Origin of the sequence: Pseudomonas sp. F01002, from assembly GCF_004402115.1 — a bacterium.
Classification (GTDB): Bacteria; Pseudomonadota; Gammaproteobacteria; order Pseudomonadales; family Pseudomonadaceae; genus Aquipseudomonas; species Aquipseudomonas frigoris.
In genome coordinates this window covers 77,471-94,715 of the sequence record NZ_SOPU01000022.1, presented here as the reverse complement: position 1 = coordinate 94,715, position 17,245 = coordinate 77,471, and the positions used below count along the sequence as shown (strand labels likewise).

At 61.3% G+C, this 17,245-nt stretch carries 14 protein-coding genes and 1 pseudogene; 4 read left to right on the top strand and 11 right to left on the bottom strand.

Annotated features, from left to right (window positions below; translation table 11 throughout):
- Window positions 1-34 precede the first annotated feature (34 nt).
- Both phnX and E3W21_RS19095 read right to left on the bottom strand, forming a co-directional pair.
- Window positions 35-862 carry a phosphonoacetaldehyde hydrolase gene (gene phnX, locus E3W21_RS19100; RefSeq protein ID WP_134421455.1) on the bottom strand — a complete coding sequence of 276 codons (828 nt, stop codon included), beginning with the start codon at window positions 860-862 and terminating at the stop codon, window positions 35-37.
- 151 nt (window positions 863-1,013) lie between these two features.
- The gene (locus E3W21_RS19095; protein WP_134421454.1) at window positions 1,014-2,123 is read right to left on the bottom strand and encodes a 2-aminoethylphosphonate--pyruvate transaminase; all 1,110 of its coding nucleotides are present in this window, start codon (window positions 2,121-2,123) and stop codon (window positions 1,014-1,016) included.
- 109 nt (window positions 2,124-2,232) lie between these two features.
- On the opposite strand from E3W21_RS19095, the gene E3W21_RS19090 reads away from it, so the two are divergent.
- The gene (locus E3W21_RS19090) at window positions 2,233-3,096 is read left to right on the top strand and encodes a LysR substrate-binding domain-containing protein (RefSeq protein WP_134421453.1); all 864 of its coding nucleotides are present in this window, start codon (window positions 2,233-2,235) and stop codon (window positions 3,094-3,096) included.
- 121 nt (window positions 3,097-3,217) lie between these two features.
- On the opposite strand, the gene E3W21_RS19085 is transcribed toward E3W21_RS19090, so the two are convergent.
- A complete protein-coding gene (locus E3W21_RS19085; protein WP_056740259.1) occupies window positions 3,218-4,090 on the bottom strand; it encodes a LysR family transcriptional regulator in 873 nt (290 codons plus the stop codon).
- A 268-nt stretch (window positions 4,091-4,358) separates the two neighbouring features.
- Here E3W21_RS19085 and E3W21_RS19080 point away from each other — a divergent pair, with 268 nt between their 5' ends.
- Window positions 4,359-5,684: an MFS transporter gene (locus E3W21_RS19080; protein ID WP_134421452.1), complete on the top strand. Its 1,326-nt coding sequence runs from the start codon at window positions 4,359-4,361 to the stop codon at window positions 5,682-5,684.
- A 10-nt stretch (window positions 5,685-5,694) separates the two neighbouring features.
- The gene (locus E3W21_RS19075) at window positions 5,695-7,086 is read left to right on the top strand and encodes an FAD-dependent oxidoreductase (RefSeq protein WP_134421451.1); all 1,392 of its coding nucleotides are present in this window, start codon (window positions 5,695-5,697) and stop codon (window positions 7,084-7,086) included.
- Between the two features lie 3 nt (window positions 7,087-7,089).
- On the opposite strand, the gene E3W21_RS19070 is transcribed toward E3W21_RS19075, so the two are convergent.
- Window positions 7,090-8,514: a type VI secretion system Vgr family protein gene (locus tag E3W21_RS19070; RefSeq protein ID WP_134421449.1), complete on the bottom strand. Its 1,425-nt coding sequence runs from the start codon at window positions 8,512-8,514 to the stop codon at window positions 7,090-7,092.
- Window positions 8,515-8,746: 232 nt separating this feature from the next.
- On the opposite strand from E3W21_RS19070, the gene E3W21_RS19065 reads away from it, so the two are divergent.
- The gene (locus tag E3W21_RS19065; RefSeq protein ID WP_129437015.1) at window positions 8,747-9,454 is read left to right on the top strand and encodes a YebC/PmpR family DNA-binding transcriptional regulator; all 708 of its coding nucleotides are present in this window, start codon (window positions 8,747-8,749) and stop codon (window positions 9,452-9,454) included.
- A 140-nt stretch (window positions 9,455-9,594) separates the two neighbouring features.
- Here E3W21_RS19065 and E3W21_RS19060 read toward each other — a convergent pair whose 3' ends face one another.
- The 7 genes and pseudogenes from E3W21_RS19060 to E3W21_RS19030 all read right to left on the bottom strand — a co-directional run bounded on the left by E3W21_RS19060 (window position 9,595) and on the right by E3W21_RS19030 (window position 17,239).
- Window positions 9,595-10,908 (bottom strand): leucine-rich repeat-containing protein kinase family protein, encoded by a 1,314-nt coding sequence (locus E3W21_RS19060; RefSeq protein ID WP_134421448.1) that lies wholly within the window; start codon window positions 10,906-10,908, stop codon window positions 9,595-9,597.
- Window positions 10,909-11,081: 173 nt separating this feature from the next.
- Window positions 11,082-12,206 (bottom strand): annotated as a pseudogene (zapE, locus tag E3W21_RS19055) (cell division protein ZapE).
- A 280-nt stretch (window positions 12,207-12,486) separates the two neighbouring features.
- Window positions 12,487-13,539 (bottom strand): ABC transporter substrate-binding protein, encoded by a 1,053-nt coding sequence (locus E3W21_RS19050; RefSeq protein ID WP_134421447.1) that lies wholly within the window; start codon window positions 13,537-13,539, stop codon window positions 12,487-12,489.
- A gap of 18 nt (window positions 13,540-13,557) precedes the next feature.
- Window positions 13,558-14,673: an FAD-binding oxidoreductase gene (locus tag E3W21_RS19045; RefSeq protein ID WP_134421446.1), complete on the bottom strand. Its 1,116-nt coding sequence runs from the start codon at window positions 14,671-14,673 to the stop codon at window positions 13,558-13,560.
- Complete coding sequence (locus E3W21_RS19040; RefSeq protein ID WP_134421444.1) at window positions 14,670-16,025, bottom strand: NAD(P)/FAD-dependent oxidoreductase; 1,356 nt, start codon at window positions 16,023-16,025, stop codon at window positions 14,670-14,672. Before E3W21_RS19040 ends, E3W21_RS19045 begins: the two co-directional genes overlap by 4 nt.
- Window positions 16,026-16,146: 121 nt before the next feature.
- Window positions 16,147-16,437 (bottom strand): (2Fe-2S)-binding protein, encoded by a 291-nt coding sequence (locus E3W21_RS19035; protein ID WP_134421442.1) that lies wholly within the window; start codon window positions 16,435-16,437, stop codon window positions 16,147-16,149.
- A 7-nt stretch (window positions 16,438-16,444) separates the two neighbouring features.
- A complete protein-coding gene (locus tag E3W21_RS19030; RefSeq protein WP_134421440.1) occupies window positions 16,445-17,239 on the bottom strand; it encodes an ABC transporter permease in 795 nt (264 codons plus the stop codon).
- Between the last annotated feature and the right edge of the window lie 6 nt (window positions 17,240-17,245).

Below are 17,245 nucleotides of genomic sequence, written 5' to 3'. Positions count from 1 at the left end.
AAACTGGCGCTTTTTTATGCGGCGACAGGCGCAATCAGTTGGTTTGTGGCATCTCACCCTTGGCCAGGCGCTGGTTGATATCGGCGATCACTTCCGGCAAATCGCTGATGGTGTCGATCATGTAGTGCGGCCGAGAGCCTTCGAACATCGCATGGATGCGCTTGCGTTCGCTGGAGAGTTTGTCGCTGCCCAAGGCCCGATAACCTTCGTAGTCCAGGCCCAGTGCGTTGCCCGAGCAGATCAACGCCACGGTCCACATGCCGGCGCGACGACCTTCGAGAATGCCCGGCACGGTGTCGTCGATCTTCACGCAGGCCGCGACATCATCGATGCCCAGCGCAATCACGTTAGCCAGCGCCTGGGCCGGCCATGGGCGTCCGTTGGGCACTTCGTCGGTGGCGACCACGTGGTCGGCGACGTAACCGTTGGTGGCGGCCAGCTCGACAACTTTGTCCATGACCTGTTTTGGATAGCCGGAGCAGGAACCAATCTTGATCCCTTGCTGGCGCAGGTTGGCGATGGTGTCCAGTGCGCCCGGGATCAGCGCCGAGTGCTCGGCGATTTTCTCGATTTGCAGGGGCATGAAGCGTTTGTAGATGGCGGTGACGTCGTCGTCGGTCGGCGTACGGCCGAACACTGTGCGATAACGTTCGGCCACTTCCGGCTGATCGCACAGGGTTCGGATGTGGTCCCATTTGCCCATGCCCATCGGCCCGCGGGCTTCTTCGATGGAAACCTGAACGTCGAATTCGGCGAAAGCTTCGACAAAAATCTGTGTCGGGGCGAAGGAGCCGAAATCGACCACGGTGCCGGCCCAGTCGAGGATGGCGGCTTGCAGTTTGGTTGGGTTTGTATAGTTCATGGTGATCAAGTCCTGGGGCAACTGGCTAATAGGGGAGCTGCTTTTGGTGGGAGCGGGCTTGCTCGCGAAGGCGGTGCGCAGACGACATCAATGTTGAATGTCAGTCAGCATTCGCGAGCAAGCCCGCTCCCACAGTGGATTGCGGTGTGGTTTAGATTTCCAACACTTCCATTTCCTGCAACACCTCGGCGATCGCCGCCACGGCCGCGTGCATCTCGGCCTGGTTGACGTGGCCAATGCAGCCGACGCGGAAGGTTTCGACCTGGGTCAATTTGCCGGGGTAGAGGATGAAACCCTTGGCCTTGACGCGTTCGTAGAATTCCTTGAACTGGTAGCGCGGATCTTTCGGCGCATGAAAGGTGACGATGATCGGCGCCTGAATCTCGGCGGGCAGGAAACTGCGCAGCCCCAGTTTGGCCATGTCATCCAGCAGCACTTTGCAGTTGTTGGCGTAGCGCTGATGCCGGGCGGGCAAACCACCCTCTTCGTTGTATTGCAGCAGGGCTTCGTGCAACGCCGCGACCACGTGGGTCGGTGGGGTGAAGCGCCACTGGCCGGTCTTGGCCATGTAAGTGTGCTGATCGAAAAGGTCCATCGCCAGCGAGTGCGAGTTACCGGCGGCATTGGCCAGTGCCTCTTTGCGAGCGAAGACAACGCCCATTCCCGGCACGCCTTCCAGGCATTTGCCTGAGGCGGCGATCAGCGCGTCGAACGGCACCTGTTGCGCGTCGATCGGCAACGCGCCAAAAGAACTCATAGCGTCGATGATCAGGCGTTTGCCGTGTTGCGCGATGACGTGGGCGATTTCCGGCAGCGGGTTGAGGATCCCGGTGCTGGTTTCGCAGTGAATCAGCGCGACGTGGGTGATGCTGGCGTCGGCACGCAGCAGACGGTCAACGTCGGCTGCGGTGGTAGGTTCGTCTTCAGCGGTTTCAATGGTGCTGAAGGAGCGACCGAGGACTTCGCAGATTTTCGCCAGGCGTTTGCCGTAGGCGCCATTGATCAGCACCAGGACTTTGCCGTCGCGAGGCACCAGCGTGCCGATCGCCGCTTCGACCGCGAAGGTGCCGCTGCCTTGCAGGGGCACGCAGTGGTGGCTGTCGCCGCCGTTGATGATCGCGAGCAGTTGTTCGCACAGGCTGGCGGTCAGTTGATTGAAGCGGTCATCCCATGAACCCCAGTCGACCATCATCGCCTGACGGGTGCGGGCCGATGTGGTCAGTGGGCCGGGGGTGAGCAGGATGGGTTCGGCAGTACTCATTCTCGTGTCCTCGCAATCGATGGGATGACGCTACGGGGCTTAAATTGCAATTTGCCGTGCTATCAATCAAATTGTTTGTTGTTATGCCAGCCATCAGTGAGGGTTATTCATGAACCTGTTCCAGCTTCGCGCATTCGATGCGGTGGCCCGCGAGGGCAGCTTCACCCGGGCCGCCGCGCGACTGTTCATCAGCCAACCGGCGGTCACCGGGCACATCAAGGCGCTGGAGGAGCATTACCAGATCACCCTGTTGCGGCGCACCGCACGACGGGTGGAGCTGACGGAGGAGGGCACCAAACTGGCCGCGATCACCCGGGCGATGTTCGGCCTGGCCGAAGAAGCGCAGGTGATGCTCGAGGCCAACCGGCAGTTGCTGACCGGACGCCTGGAAGTGGCGGCGGACGGGCCGCACATGGTCATGCCGATGCTCGCCAGTTTGCGGGCGCGTTATCCGGGGATCACCGTGAACCTGCGTTTGGGTAATGCACAGGAAACCTTGGCGGCGTTGCTATCGGAGCATGCCGACGTGGCGGTGCTGACCGAGGTCGAACCGCGCAAGGGGCTGCATTTGCAAGACTTAAGCGAATCACGGATTTGTGCACTGGTGCCCGACGGTCATCCGTGGGCGCAGATGTCCGAGGGGGTGCCGCTCAAGGCGCTGGATCAGGTGATCATGGTGTTGCGCGAGCCAAGTTCGATCACCCGGCGCACCTTCGACGAGGCCTGTGCGGCGGCGTTGGTCAGTCCACGGGTGTTGCTGGAGCTGGACAGTCGCGAGGCGGTGACCGAAGCCGTCGCCGCAGAGTTGGGGGTTGGCGTGGTGTCGTCGGTGGAGGTCAGTCATGACCCGCGGGTGGCGGCGGTGCCGATTCTTGGTGAAGGGTTGGTTAACCGACACATGATTGGCTGCATGGAGCGGCGGCGAGATTTGCGCTTGATACAGGCGTTTTGCGATTTGGCACCATCCAGTTGATCCGCGGCGCGGCCTTCGCGAGCAAGCCCGCTCCCACAGGGGATCTATGTTGGCCACAGATTATGTGATCAACGCAAAACCAGTGTGGGAGCGGGCTTGCTCGCGAAGGGGGAGGACCTGCCTACACAAGACTCTCGCGAACCATCTCCAGAAACGTCGCCACCACCCGTCGCGAACTCTGCTCGCGCAAGCACACCAGCGTCTCGGTCAATCGTCGTTTGCAGTCGGTAATCGGCAACGCGCAAACCCTCGAATCTGCACCGAACTCGGCGGCTGATACAACACCAACGCCAATCCCCACGACCACCGCCTCACGCGCCGCTTCCCGGCCTTCAACCTGAATCGCCGGCCGAATGCGAAAGCCTGCCTGAGCCATTTCTTCTTCCAGCGTTTGCCGCGTCACCGAACCGATTTCCCGCAGCACCAAAGGCGTGTCATCCAGATCCGCGAGGCAAATCGACTCGCGGTCGGCCCACGGATGATTGCGCGAAACGAACGCCACCATCGGGTCGTTGCGCAGCGGCAGCGAGATCAGACGTTCGTCACTCACCTCCCGGCCCAGCAACGCCAGGTCGGCCTGATAGTTGAACAGCCGAAACAGCGATTCGTCGGTGTTGCCGGTTTCGATCTTCACGCTGATGCCGGGGTAGCGCTCACAAAAGCGAGCAATCTGCGGCAACACGTGCACTGGCGCATCCACCGCGAGAATCAGGCTGCCGGTCTGCAAGGCCCTGGAGTCATGCAAGAGCTCCTGCGCCTCGGCCTCGATAACGAACAATCGCTGGGTAATGCTCAGCAAACGCTCGCCCAGATCCGTCAGCCGGACCGAGCGTTTATTGCGATGGAACAGCAGCACACCGAAACGCTCTTCGAGCTTGCGCACTTGGTCGGAAATCGCCGGTTGCGTGAGGAATAGCCGCTCGGCGGCTTTGGTAAAGCTTCCGTGCACGGCCACGGCGTGGAAGGCTTTGAGCTGGGCGTGGGAAACCGACATCGAAACCTCCAGTAACAAGCTGAGCTTATATTGGAAATACGATAAATCGATTTCACTTATTAATCAGTAATTGTTTTTATCCACCTCAGCCCCGGTGACTGGTCAGTCGAACAGCGTCGGCGGCCATGAGCCTGTGCGTGCAACAGCAGGACTCATCTGACCGATATCGCCTCAGGGACGCTGCGATATCGAAGTGCTCAACAATAAAAAAACAGGCGTGATTTCTCAATTTCTGCCGGCACACTCACACCCTGAGGTCAGAACCACCATGAACAAGCACATCGGCACTATCAAGCGTTGGCGCGTGCAGATCTTCGCGATCACCTGGCTCGCTTACGCCGCTTTCTACTTCACCCGCAAAGCTTTTTCCGTGGCAAAACTGGGGATCGCCGAAGACCCCACCTTCATGCTCGACAAAATGGCCATGGCCAACCTCGACGCCATCTACCTGACGGCTTACGCCATCGGGCAATTCACCTGGGGCGTCCTGGCCGACCGCTTTGGCCCAAGGGTCGTAGTGTTTGGCGGGTTGCTGATTTCAGCGGCGGCAGCCTTGGTGATGGGCAGTTTTGCGACGTTGCCAATCTTCGCTACCTGCATGTTGATTCAAGGGTTTGCCCAGTCCACTGGCTGGTCCGGGCTGTGCAAGAACCTCGGTAGCTTCTTTCCCTCTGAACAGCGCGGGCGGGTGCTGGGGTTGTGGAGTTCCTGCTATGCCTTTGGTGGGCTGGTGGCTTCGCCGTTCGCTGGCTGGTGGGCGTATACGCTGATCGGCACCTGGCATGCGGCGTTCTTTTCCAGTGCGGCGGTGGTTGGGCTGGTCGCCGTGCTGTTTTTTATTTTTCAGCGCAACAAACCCGAAGACGTTGGCTTGCCGGCGGTGGAACCAGAGCCGGAACTGACGGCGCAAGAGGCCGACTTGCAAAGCAAGATCAGCATTCTGGAACCGTTAAAAGAAATTCTGCGCAACCGCACCGTGCTGGTTCTGGGCCTCGCCTACTTTCTGCTGAAGCCGGCTCGCTACGCGATTCTGCTCTGGGGACCAGTGATCGTCTTCGAGCAGATGCCCTCGGTGGGCAAGGTCGGCGCGGCAATCATTCCGACCGCGTTTGAACTGGCCGGGTTACTCGGGCCGATTGTGTTGGGGCTCGCTTCGGACAAACTGTTCGGCGCCCGACGCATGCCGGCGTGTGTGCTCAGCCTGTTGGCGTTGACCGTCACCCTGGCCTTGTTCATGGGCGCCCTGCATACCGGCAGCGTGATGCTGGTGGTGGCGCTGCTGTTCGTCATGGGCCTGACCCTGTATGGACCGGACTCGATGATCAGCGGCGCGGCCGCGATCGATTTCGGCACCGCCAAGGCGGGCGCCACAGCGGCCGGTTTCGTCAACGGTTGCGGCTCGGTCGGGGCGATTCTTGGCGGATTGCTGCCGGGCTACTTCGACTCGGTCACCGTGTTCATCGTCTTCGCTGGCTGCGCGATGTTCTCGGCCCTGGTGCTGATCCCGCACTGGAACAGCCGCCCGGCTGGCCTGCGTGCAGAAAGCGCCTTCGTGCCTAACCAACCGATCACCGTAAAACCTCTGCGTACTTAAGGATTGACCCATGAGACCTTTTTGGCTGGAACAGGCGCTGGCGGCCGAGTCCTGCGCGCCATGCGAACCCTTGGCGGGCGACACCTGCGCCGACGTCTGCATCGTCGGCGGTGGCTACACCGGGCTGTGGACGGCAATCATGCTCAAGGAGCAGAACCCTGAGCTCGACGTATTGCTGATCGAGGCCGATATCTGCGGCGCTGGCGCCAGTGGCCGCAATGGGGGTTGTGCACTGTCGTGGTCGGCCAAGTACTTCACGCTGGAAAGGTTGTTCGGTGTCGAAGAAGCGGTGCGACTGGTCAAGGAATCGGAGCGCAGCATCCATGCCATCGGCGCCTTTTGCGAGCAGTACGCGGTGGACGCCGATTACCGTCTCGACGGTACGCTGTACACCGCCACCAACCGCGCCCAATGCGGCTCGACCGACGCCGTGATCGCGGCGTTGGAGCGCAATGGCATCAACTCTTTCACCCAACGGCCGGTGGCCGATGTGCAACGCATGGCCGGTTCCAGCAAACATCTGGAAGGCTGGTTTTCCCCGGCGGCGGCAAGTGTGCAACCGGGCAAACTGGTGCGCGGCTTGCGCCGGGTCGCCTTGCAACTCGGGGTGAGGATTCACGAGCACACCGCCATGACGGGGTTGCAGGAGGGCAAGCCTGCGGGGATACAAACCCCGAATGGCACCGTTCGCGCGGATCGCGTGGTGCTGGCGATGAACGCCTGGATGGCGCGGGCGTTTCCACAGTTCGAGCGCAGTGTAGCGATCGTTTCCAGCGACATGCTGATCACTGAACCACGACCCGATCTGCTCAACGAAATCGGTTTGACCAGCGGCGTCACCGTGCTCGATTCGCGGATTTTCGTGCACTACTACCACAACACCCCGGACGGCCGAATCATGCTCGGCAAGGGCGGCAACACCTTTGCTTACGGTGGGCGAATGTTGCCGGTGTTCGATCAGCCATCGCCCTATGCCGGTTTGTTGCAGCACAGCCTGAGCGAGTTTTTTCCGGCGTTTGCCCAGGTCAAGGTCGAGGCGACATGGAACGGTCCGTCTGATCGCTCGGTCACCGGTTTGCCGTTCTTCGGTCAGATGAGCGCCAGTGGCAACGTGTTTTACGGTTTCGGATACTCCGGCAGCGGGGTTGGCCCGTGTCATATGGGCGGGCAGATTCTCGCCTCGATGGTTCAGGGACTGGACAACGCCTGGACCCGTTCGCCTCTGGTCAACGGCCCGTTGGGCTTCTTTCCACCCGAGCCGATTCGTTACCTCGGCTCCCTGATGGTGCGCAACGCCATCCGCCGCAAGGAGCGCGCCGAGGATCACGGGCACCGGCCACGGTATCTGGATGTGCGTCTGGCGAAGTTCGCGGCGGCGGCAGGCAAGGCCGACAAGGGTTGAGAGTCAGGGTGTGAGGTCCGAGCGATTGACCAGCCAATCGAACAGCAAGTGGCTATCGCGGCGTGGCTCGGGAACAGGCCGAGTGCGCGGGTGATGGCCCATGCCGACGCACAGCACCGGCCGGTCCGGGTCACTGTCGAGAAAACTGATGAGGACGTCGCTGCCGGCCGTTGGCAGGCTGGACGGGGCAATCCGACCGTCCGGCGCAGCAAGGGCCACCGGTAGCCAGAGACCGGCAGATTCAAGCGGATTCGCTTGCGCTGTTGGCCACAGCCTGACCTGTATTCGACCTCGATCATCCAGCGCCGCCGGATACCCGGCAGGGCCCTGCACCCGGGCGGGCTGATAGCCCGGGATGCTCGGCCTGGTCTGTTTGAGCGCGGGCCTGAATACCGTTGACCAGGGAATGGCGGTGAACTGATTGCGATAATGGCGAACCGTATCGGGTTTGTCGGCGGCAAGAATCGAAGGTTGTTGCCCCTGATGTCGGGTTTCGGTGAGCAGCCATTGATCGTTGAAATTGGGCAGTGGATGTTCTGACACTTGCACTATCCGTGCGCTGCGCAGTGCGCTCTGGTTGCTTTGACCGTGGATCTGCAGATGCTGGCAACGCAGACGCTCCAGTTGTCGTCGGCTCAACTGATCGTGATGGATGTGCTCGGCCGCGGGCCGGACCATCACTGGCAATGGTTTGCTGAAAGCGTGGTTGGCCGCGCCCTCGTCGGGTTTTTGCGAGCCACGGTTCCTGGCCTCCAGTCGTGAGGGAAAGGGCGGCGAGTCATGGCGCTGGAACAACTCACTGATCACCGGCACGTCACTGTCTTCGGGCGCGTTGCCCTGGAAAGGCGTAAGGACTGGTTCTTGGGGGAAACTCAGGCTGTCATCCGCCAGGACCAGCACATGCCCGTCGCGCTGATGTTCGAAGTGATAGTGAATGCCTTCTTCTTCGCACAGCCGTTGCAGCAATGCCAGATCGCTCTCCTCGTACTGAATGCAAAAAGGCCGGACGGGATAGTGTCCGTTGGATAATTCGAAGCGATAGCTCCCCTCGGGCACATCATGTTCCTTCAGCAGTTGGCGCAGGATCATCGGTACGCTGAGGTGATGAAAGACGCGGCGTGAACGCTGTCGGTCGAGCCATTGAAGGTAGGGCACCAGCACCAGTTTGTAGCCGATCCGGTGGGGGCCGCGATGCTCGCGACTGGCACTGTGAAGAACGCCATGAATACCCTGGCCCTCCATCAGGCTGAGGTACACCGGCTGTTGCAGCAATCGGTCGAGGTTCATGGCCGGTGCGAGGCCGATGACTTCGATGTCGAATCGATAGGGCTGGTTGAGGGCTTCTCGGCCACTGAACTGCAACACCTGCAAACTCAAATCGCCGTCGAGAAGTGTCAGGGTGAAGGGACTTTCCTTGTCGTTGTGCATCGAACGCGCTTCTGCCATGGAATTCGGGCGCAGAGGGTACGAAACCACAGCCCTTTATGGTCACCGCAAATCGAAGTTTCAGAATCGCCCTACAACTGCCGGTGGAGATGTCGATTCGTCATGCGGGTGAACAGGGTGGATTTTTTGGTCGATTGCCAACTTTAGGGCGTATAAACTTGCGCCATGCGTCGGCCAATAGATGTCTCGGCGCCACAGATCAAGAGAGTGAGTAATGGGCGCACAGTGGAAGGTTAAACACAAAGAAGCGGCATCTAACGCCAAGGGCAAGATCTTCGGCAAACTGGTAAAAGAAATCACCATCGCTGCCCGCAACGGTACCGATGTCGCTACCAACGCACACCTGCGTCTGGTGGTTGAACAGGCAAAGAAAGCCTCGATGCCCAAGGAAACTCTGGATCGCGCCATCAAGAAAGGCGCGGGCCTGCTGGGTGAGACCGTTCAGTACCATCGCGTGACTTACGAGGGTTTCGCTCCGCACCAGGTTCCGTTGATCGTCGAATGCGTGACCGACAACATCAACCGCACCGTGGCGGAAATCCGCGTCGCGTTCCGCAAGGGCCAATTGGGCGCTTCCGGTTCGGTCGCGTGGGACTTCAACCATGTGGGCATGATCGAGGCGTCCCCGGACAGCCCTGACGCCGATCCGGAAATGGCCGCCATCGAAGCCGGCGCCCAGGATTTCGAGCCGGGTGAAGAAGAGGGCACGACCCTGTTTCTGACCGAGCCTGCGGACCTGGACGCCGTGCAGAAAGCCCTGCCCGAGCAAGGTTTCACCGTGTTGTCGGCCAAGCTGGGTTATCAGCCGAAAAATCCGGTCAGCGGTCTGAGCGATGAGCAGATGGCTGAAGTCGAAGCCTTCCTCGAAGGCCTCGATAACCACGATGACGTGCAGGACATGTTTGTCGGGTTGGCGGGTTAATATTTTTCGCCAGTGACACCGTCATCGCGAGCAAGCTCGCACATTGGTTTTGTGTCGTACACATGATTTGTCACCAATACAGAACCCCTGTGGGAGCGAGCTTGCTCCGGGCGGCGATCCGACGATTGACCGCGAAGCGGTCACCAGCCATTCAACTCCTGAATTATCTCGCCGAACCCCGGTCGCGCCAGCACCTGCGGCTGACAGCAGCGCTGCTGTAATGCCTCCAGCAGCCCCCGACCCTCATCGCTCAACCCCGAGTCGATCCGCTCCAACAATTCCCCCAGCAAAATACCAAACGCCCGCACTTCGATCCGTTGCAGCGCACGGCTTTCAAGGCTGTCCGAGGTGGCATGGAACGACGCCGCGCCGAAATCCCCCAGCAGGCAATCACCGTACTCGTTCCACAGAATGTTGTGGCCGTAGAGGTCGCCGTGGGTGATGCCATGTTGGTGCAAATGCTCGGCTGCCGAGGCGATGCCACAAGCGATGCGCAATGCCACACCCGCGCTGAACCGGGTGTCATTGGCGTAAACGTCGCGGGTACATGATGCGAGGCTCGGCAGCCCGGCCAGATTGCGATAGCTCGGATCGATCAGTTGCATCACCAGCCCGGCCTGGGCTTCTGGATGCCCGACGACTCGCCCTTCAACCCGGATCAGGTTGGAGTGACAACCTGCGGTGATGCAGGCGTTCATCTCGTGCAACGGCGAGCCATCGCTGGTCATTTCGCCTTTGTAGAGTTTGACCGCGACCTGAGTGGCCGGTTGGCCCGGTCGATCCCAGATAGCCCGATGAATCACTCCTGAGGCGCCTTCGCCCAGTTGCTGCTCCAGACGCAGTTCGGACCAGGGAATGCGAGGCGTGGCTTCGAGGGCGGCCGCATCGGCTTCGGTCTCCAGCGGATTACCGGCGTACGCCAGCCAGGTCAGGCTCGACAGGGACAGCAGCCACTCGGGTAATTCGCTCAACTGGTTGGCGGCGATACGGATCAGTTCGAGTCGATGGCAATGACGCAAGCTCTCCGGCAAACGTTGCAAGCGGTTGCCAGCAAGCATGAGTTTTTGCAGGTGCGGGCGTTCACCCAGCTCGGCCGGCAGTTCAGTGATGCAGTTATCGGTCAGGATCAGCCAGCGAAGCAACGGTGGCAGGGCCGCGCCTGGCACGCGCTCCATACGGTTGGCCTTGAAGCCGACCATCGTCAGTGCGGCGCATTGGCCCAGGCAGTTGGGCAGTTCGGTGAATAGATTGTCCGAGCAGAACAACACGCGCAAACGGGTCAGGCGGTGCAAGTCGTCCGGCAGGCTGCTCAAGGCATTGCCGCTGAGGTTGAGGACTTCCAGCGAGTCCGCCAGGTCGAAGATTTCTCGCGGAAACTCCGTCAGGCCGCCGGTGAGGTCAAGGCGGGTAACGCCCGACAGTTGGCCGGCGCGCAGTTGGGCAAGGGTATCCATGAACAGATTCACTTTGATCGGGGCGACATGATAACGGGAAACGTGTGGTGTCTGTCAGGCCGCCTTCGCGAGCAAGCCCGCTCCCACAGTTGATCGCATTCCAATGTGGGAGCGGCGGTGCGACGATTCGACTTGCTCGCGAAGAGGCCAGCAGCCGCACCGAAGAATATTGATCAGACTGCTCCCTTTATTTCCACCAACTGCCCCAACCGGCTGCGCGTGCGCGCCAGATCGATGGCATCACCGCCCAGGCTTTCGCGCAAAGACTGCTGCCCGAGCAGAATCAGGTGCTTGTCCTGGTCGTACAGGACGTCGACCAGATTGATGAAGCGCTGTTGGGCGGCGATGGAACAATCGGCGAGGTTGGGCAGTTCATCGATGAACCAATGATCGAAACGTCGGCACAACTCCAGGTAATCCATGACCGCTGTGGGTTGGTCGCACAGATCGCCGAAAGTGAAACCGATGGTTCGCCCTTCGCAGTGTCGGGCCTGAAGGTTGCGTGTCCCGACGGGCAGTTGAATGGCCGGCGCGTCGCGTTCGGGCAGGTTCAACGACTGACGCTGCATTGCGGTAGCGGGCCAGACGTACTGTCCCTGGGTAAACAGCTGCTGGGCATGGGTTCTGACCTGACTGCGGTAGTCGTGGGGCCGCCGACCTCCATGACCTGCATGCGAGCGTTGATCAGGTCGATCACCGGTTTGAAGCGCGCGTGGTACAGCGGGTTGGGCAGCAGTCCTTCCGGTATGTAGTTAGAAGTGACCAGCAGCAGGATGCCTCGGCGGAACAGTGCCTTGAACAGCCGGGTGATGAGCATCGCGTCGCCGATATCATGGACGTGAAACTCGTCGAAACACAGCACCCGGCAATCGCGCAGCTGTTCATCGAGGGTGGTTTCCAGTGCATCGGCTTGATCGCGATGAGTGAACATTCCTTGGTGTAGCTGCGCAAAAAACTCATGAAAATGCAGGCGCTGTTTTTCCGCGATGGGAATGGCCTGGAAAAACCCGTCGAGCAGCCAGCTCTTGCCGCGACCCACGGCTCCGTGCAGGTAAAGGCCGGGAAGCGTTTTTGCCGAGGTGCCCGGCAGCGCTGCGGCGTGTTGCGCCATGCAGTCGATGACGCGTTGTTGGCTATGGCTGAGGGTGTAGCCTTGGGAATTGGCCTTGCGGCGGAAGTAGTCGTGGATGACGCGACCGGTTGCGGTGTTACCGGCGGATGCTGCCGATGACTTGCCGAACAAGCGGCGTAGCGCAGCGTGGTGTGAGTCGCGAACGGTTTGGCGGTCGAACGGCCACTGTGATTTCACCCCGTAATCTTCATGCCGGCTCCCCGAGCTGCCGCGCCGTAGTGTAACCAAAGGGGGAATTTCCATTCCAGTTGTGTCGACCTGTAGCAGCTGCCGAGCCTGCGAGGCTGCGTTCGGCTGCGCAGCAGTCGCCAATCCATTCCCTGCGGTTTTCCTGAATGACCACGGTGTTTGGTTTTACGACTGCTTCGCAGCCGAACGCAACCTCGCAGGCTCGGCAGCTGCTACATCGATTGCGTTCCTGCTGACAGTTATGGGGTGTTTGTCAGTTAGCGCTCGATACTACGATTCCACCGCGCATTCCACGCCGGACGCTGTTCGTTGACCTGATCCCAATCGATTGCAATGGCCGTGGTCAGGTACTGCTTCATCGCCTCGACCTGGCCGCGAGTCTTGTCGGTGGTCGGGGTATTGGGGTTGGATGGGATCTGGTCGCCGTCTTCAAGCGCGGCGGCCTGCGCTTCAGGTGTCAGCAAGAAGGCGGCGAGTTTCTGTGCCAGTTCCGGCTGAGTGTTGTTGGCGATGGCACATTCGGCCACGTTGAGCACCACGGCGCCTTCCTTCGGCTGCGCATACTCCACCGGCATGCCCTTGAGTTTCAGGGCGGTGACCTGGGTGGGTGTCAGCGGGAACAGCGCCGCTTCGTCGGTCTGAAGCATTTCGGAAATCTTCGCCGAACTCGGAATGTACTCCAGCACGTTGCGCCCGACGGTGTTCGGCCACGCCTTGAAACCTGGCTCGACGTCGGTTTCGCTGCCGCCCTGAATCCGGTTGAACATCAGGAACCCGTGCAGGCCAAAGGTCGAAGACGCCATCGACTGGAACACCAGTTTGTCCTTGAAACGCGGGTCGGCCATGTCCATCCACGAAGTCGGTGCGGTCCAGCCTTTCTCCTTGAACAGACGCGTGTTGTACGCCAGCCCGGTCACGCCGAGGCTGACCGCCACCGCTTGATCCTTGATGCGGCCCTTGGCCGGAATCTGCGCCAGCGGTGCGCTGTCTTCGAGTTTGTCGCACAGCCCCATGGCGATGGCGCGGTACATGATGCCGTCGTCGAGGAACATCACATGCATCTGCGGGTTGCCTTTGCTGGCCTGGACCTTGGCCAGGATATCGGCGGAGGTGCCGGGCACGATCACCACTTTGACGTTGTTGGCCTTCTCGAAAACCGGCAGCACCTTGTCGGCGTAGAGCCGCTCCATAGTCCCGCCGTTCATGCCCAGGTAAAGCGTCGGTTCGGCCTGGGCCTGGGCCTGGGTGACCGTGAGCAGGGCGCTCAAGCAGGAGATACCGAGCAGAGCATTGCGTTTGACGTTATTCATTGGCGCGACCTTCCTCTATCAAGCAACGGAGATGGAGTGAAACCGGGTGATGGAAAACGCATCCAGCGACGCTTTTGAGGCGCCGCTGCAGATGATTTCGGTGAGCGCCTGGCCCACCGCGGGGCCGATCTGAAAGCCCGCACCGGCAAAGCCGAACGCGTGCAGCAGACCGGGTTGAGTGCCACTGTGGCCGATCACCGGTTGGCGATCGGGCAGGTAACCTTCGGTGCCGCTCCAGGTGCGAATCGCCTGGGCGCCTTCAAGAAACGGATAAAGCTCGACGGCCTGACGCAGGATCTCGATCACGGCGTGTTGACCGGGCCGGGCGCGGGCGCCGTCGAGGGCAAAACCCTGACCGCCACCCAACACGCAATTGCCGCGCGCGACCTGGCGCGCATAAATGCCACCGCCCTCGACCCCGGTGCTGGCGTTCATCACCAGCGGCAACGGCTCGGTGACCAGCATCGCCGGGTGCCCGGCGTGCATCGGCACCCCCTCACCGAATTGCTCAGCCAGGGTGCCGGCCCAGGCGCCGGCGCAATTCAGCAGCCAGGGCGCCTGCAACTCCAGACCGCTTTGCGTGCTGATGCGAAAGCGTTGCCCGTCGTGTTCCACCGCCGTCACTGGGCATTGTTCATGGACTTGTGCTCCATGTCGCCGCGCCGCCCGGGCGAACGCCGGGGAGACCAGTCGCGGGTTGGCGTGACCGTCATCGGGGCAAAACGAGGCACCGACCGCCACCTCGCCGACCCACGGAAAACGTGCGCGTAATTCACTGCGATCGAGTACCTGCAAATCGAGGCCAAAGCCCCGACTGCTGGCGGCATAGTCTTGCAAGGCGTGCAGGTCGTTGAGGCTGCGGGCCAGTTTCAGATGACCGCTACGCTGATATTCACCGTCGATGCCAATCAGCTGCGGCAGTTGCCCCCAGATGTCGTGGGCCCGCTGCGACAGCGGCAGTTGCGACAACGGTCGCCCCTGACGCCGTACGCCGCCGTAGTTCACGCCGCTGGAATGCGAGCCACAGAAGTCCCGCTCCAGCAGCGCCACGCGACGCCCGGCCTTGCTCAGAAAAAGCGCGGCGGAGGCACCGACAATTCCGCCGCCAATGATGACGGCATCGACTTCGATCATGACTCGACCTCCAGACCAAACGGTAGGGGTTTGATGGGGGCCTGAGCCCGAAGCCTGCCGATGTCGGACACGCCGCGCTGGCTTTCGCAGGCAATGATTTCCGCGGCGGCGGCGCCACACATCCGACCCTGGCAGCGACCCATGCCGACCCGGCAATGCGCCTTGACCCGATTGATCTCCCAATGGCCCTCGCGCACCACTTGGCGGATGTCGCCGGCCCGCACTTCTTCGCAGCGGCAGATCATCACGTCATTCGGGGCATCGGCGGCCCAATTCTCGGGAAAGATGAAGGCCCGTTCCAGACTTTGGCGGAAGGTATCGATCCGTCCCAGCGCCTGCTCCAATTGCGTCCCACGTTGCGGCGGGATCAGGTAACCGATGTCTTCGAGCAACGCCAGAGCCGCGCGTTCGCCGGCCATTTCGGCCGCGTCGGCGCCCATGATGCCGGCACCGTCACCAGCCAGGTAGACCTCGGCGACACTGCTGCGACCGGCGCTGTCACGTTGCGGCAGCCAGGCACGGTTGAGCGGGTTCCAGGTGAATTCACAGCCGAGCAAATCGGCGAGTTGGGTTTCACTGCGCAGGCCGTGGGCGAAGGCGACGGCGTCGCAATCGAGTTGCTGTTCACCCACTGAGTTGGACCAGTTCAGCGATTGCACACGTTGTTCGCCATTGATGCGTTTCAGGCTGGCCCCCTGATGCACCGGGATGCCGTAGGCGGTCAGCCAACTGCGGTAATAGATGCCTTTGGCCAGGGTGGCGGGCTGCGAGAGCAGGCCGGGCAGGGCGCGGGCCTGAGCGCTGAACGGCGAACTGTCGAGCACTGCGACGACATTCGCACCGGCTTTGGCGTATTGATACGCCACCAGGTACAGCAACGGCCCGCTGCCGGCGAACACCACACGTTCACCGATGGCGCAGCCTTGAAACTTGAGGGCGATCTGCGCTGCACCGAGGCTGTAGACCCCCGGAAGGGTCCAGCCCGGTACCGGCAGAATCCGGTCGGTGGCGCCCGTGGCGACGATCACACGGGAGAACGCCAACCGCGCGGCGCGGCCCTCATGCAAGGTGTCGAGCGCACCGTCCTCGGCGTTCCATACCAGGGTCTCTGGGCGGTAGTCGAGTTGCTTGCACAGCGTGTCGATCGTCTGGTGCAACGCGCTGGCCTTGCCAGCTTCGAAACCATACAGCTTGACCGGTGAACGCTTGAAGTTTGCCGGTTGGCGGCGATAAATCTGCCCGCCACCGCGTGCTGCTTCGTCCAGCAGCACCGGGCGAACGCCGTGGGCGACCAGGGTTTGTGCTGCACGAATGCCGGCCGGGCCTGCACCGATGATGATCACGGAATTCATATAGACCCCATGAAATTCAAGATCAAAAGATCGCAGGCTTCGCCAGCTCCTACAGGAGACCGCGTTCGGCGTAGGAGCTGCCGAAGGCTGCGATCTTTTGGGCGCACCGGATAAATGACCGTCATATGCTGCGCCCCGGTTCGCGGCTGACCTGTTGCCCGGCTTCGAGCAACGTCGAGCAGGCGCGCACGCGCCGGCTATCGCCCAGTCGAACCCAGCAGTCCTGACAGGCACCCATCATGCAAAACCCGGCGCGGGGTTCGGCGCTGAAGTCGCTACCGCGCAAGTGTTCGCTGCAGGTCAGCACCGCCGTCAGCAAGGTGTCGCCGAGCAGGCCGGTGGCAGGTGTGCCGTCGAGGGTAAAGTCCAGGGCCGGGCGGTCGCCTTCGGCCAGTCGTTTCAGCAGAGCCATGGCGCCCTCATTGTTTGCCCACCAGAACCCGATCGAGGCCGTAGACCCGGTCGAGCAAAATCATCGTCAACGCGGTCAACCCAATCACCAGTGCCGACACCGCCGCCATCATCGGATCGATGGATTCGGTGGCGTACACGTACATCCGCACCGGCAGGGTTTGCGTGGCCGGAGAGGTGACGAAGATCGACAGCGTGACCTCATCGAAACTGTTGATGAACGCCAGCAGCCAGCCACCGGCGACCCCCGGCAGAATCATCGGCAAAGTAATTTCCCGGAACAGCGTGAAGCGCCCGGCACCGAGCGATTGCGCGGCGTGTTCAGCGCTGCGATCCAGGCCGATGGCCGACGCCAGCACTAGCCGCAGCACGTACGGTGTGATCACCAGCACGTGGGCGAAGATCAGCCAGGCGAAGCTGCCATTCACGCCCATCAGCGCAAACAAGCGCAGCAACGCAACACCCAGCACCAAGTGCGGAATGATGATCGGCGACAGGAACAGACCGTTGAAAAAGTCGCGTCCGGGGAACTCGAAGCGCGTAATCGCCAACGCCGCCGGCACCGCAATCAGTGTCGCCAGACTGGCGGCGCTGAAGGCCAGGATCAGGCTGTTGTAGAACGCATCGACAAAGTCAGCACGCTCGAACACCGCGCGGAACCAGCGCAGGGAAAACTCCGTGGTTGGCAGGCTCAGGGTGTTTTCCGGGGTGAAGGCCACAAGGCAAACCACCACCAGCGGCGCCAGCATGAACAGCACTACGAGGGTATGGAACAGCAGGGCGAAAGGACCGTTCTTGGACATGACGAG